The organism is Pseudogemmobacter sp. TB195 (genome assembly GCF_058313095.1).
The window spans coordinates 1-539 of record NZ_JBZEGG010000201.1; the positions used below are offsets into that span (position 1 = coordinate 1).

The 539-nt window shown below is 65.1% G+C and carries 1 protein-coding gene; it reads left to right on the forward strand.

Annotated elements, in window-relative coordinates:
* Positions 1 to 277 precede the first annotated feature (277 nt).
* Positions 278 to 539 (forward strand): SixA phosphatase family protein (locus AC4FS3_RS29360; protein WP_491023471.1); only part of this gene is annotated, 262 nt, incomplete at its 3' end.

Consider the following 539-nt stretch of genomic DNA (forward strand, 5'->3'; position numbering starts at 1 on the left):
TGGCGTATTCATGATGGCGAACGCCCGTTTGGGCAAGCCTCACCGCGCGCCGCCAGGGGCGATTTTCCCGCGACTTTCGCCGAAGACGGCGGCGGCGCGCGCCAATCGGCTCCGTCGTCCCGAGGGCGGAGGCCGGAGCCGGACATTTTCACTTTCCCGCGCATGCTTTAAACACAGATATAAACGATGCTGCGATGGAATGGCTGTCCGCCGGCGACCGCAAGGGAGCAACAGACGGCGACGCATGCCCAGGACAGACAGCGACAGGGGAATTGAGATGTTGCGCCTGATGTTGTTGCGTCACGCAAAAGCCGCCTGGCCCAGGGACGTCCAGGACCAGGACCGGCCGCTGGCGGAGCGGGGACGCAAGGCCGCGCCGCTGATGGGCGCCTATCTGGCGCAGGAGAACCTGCTGCCAGACCTCGCCATTGTTTCCCCGGCGGCCCGGACGCGCCAGACCTGGGATCTCGTTAACGCCGCCCTGGGCAAGGCCTTTCCCGGCGAAACCATTCCCGTGGTTTATGAACCGCGTATCTACG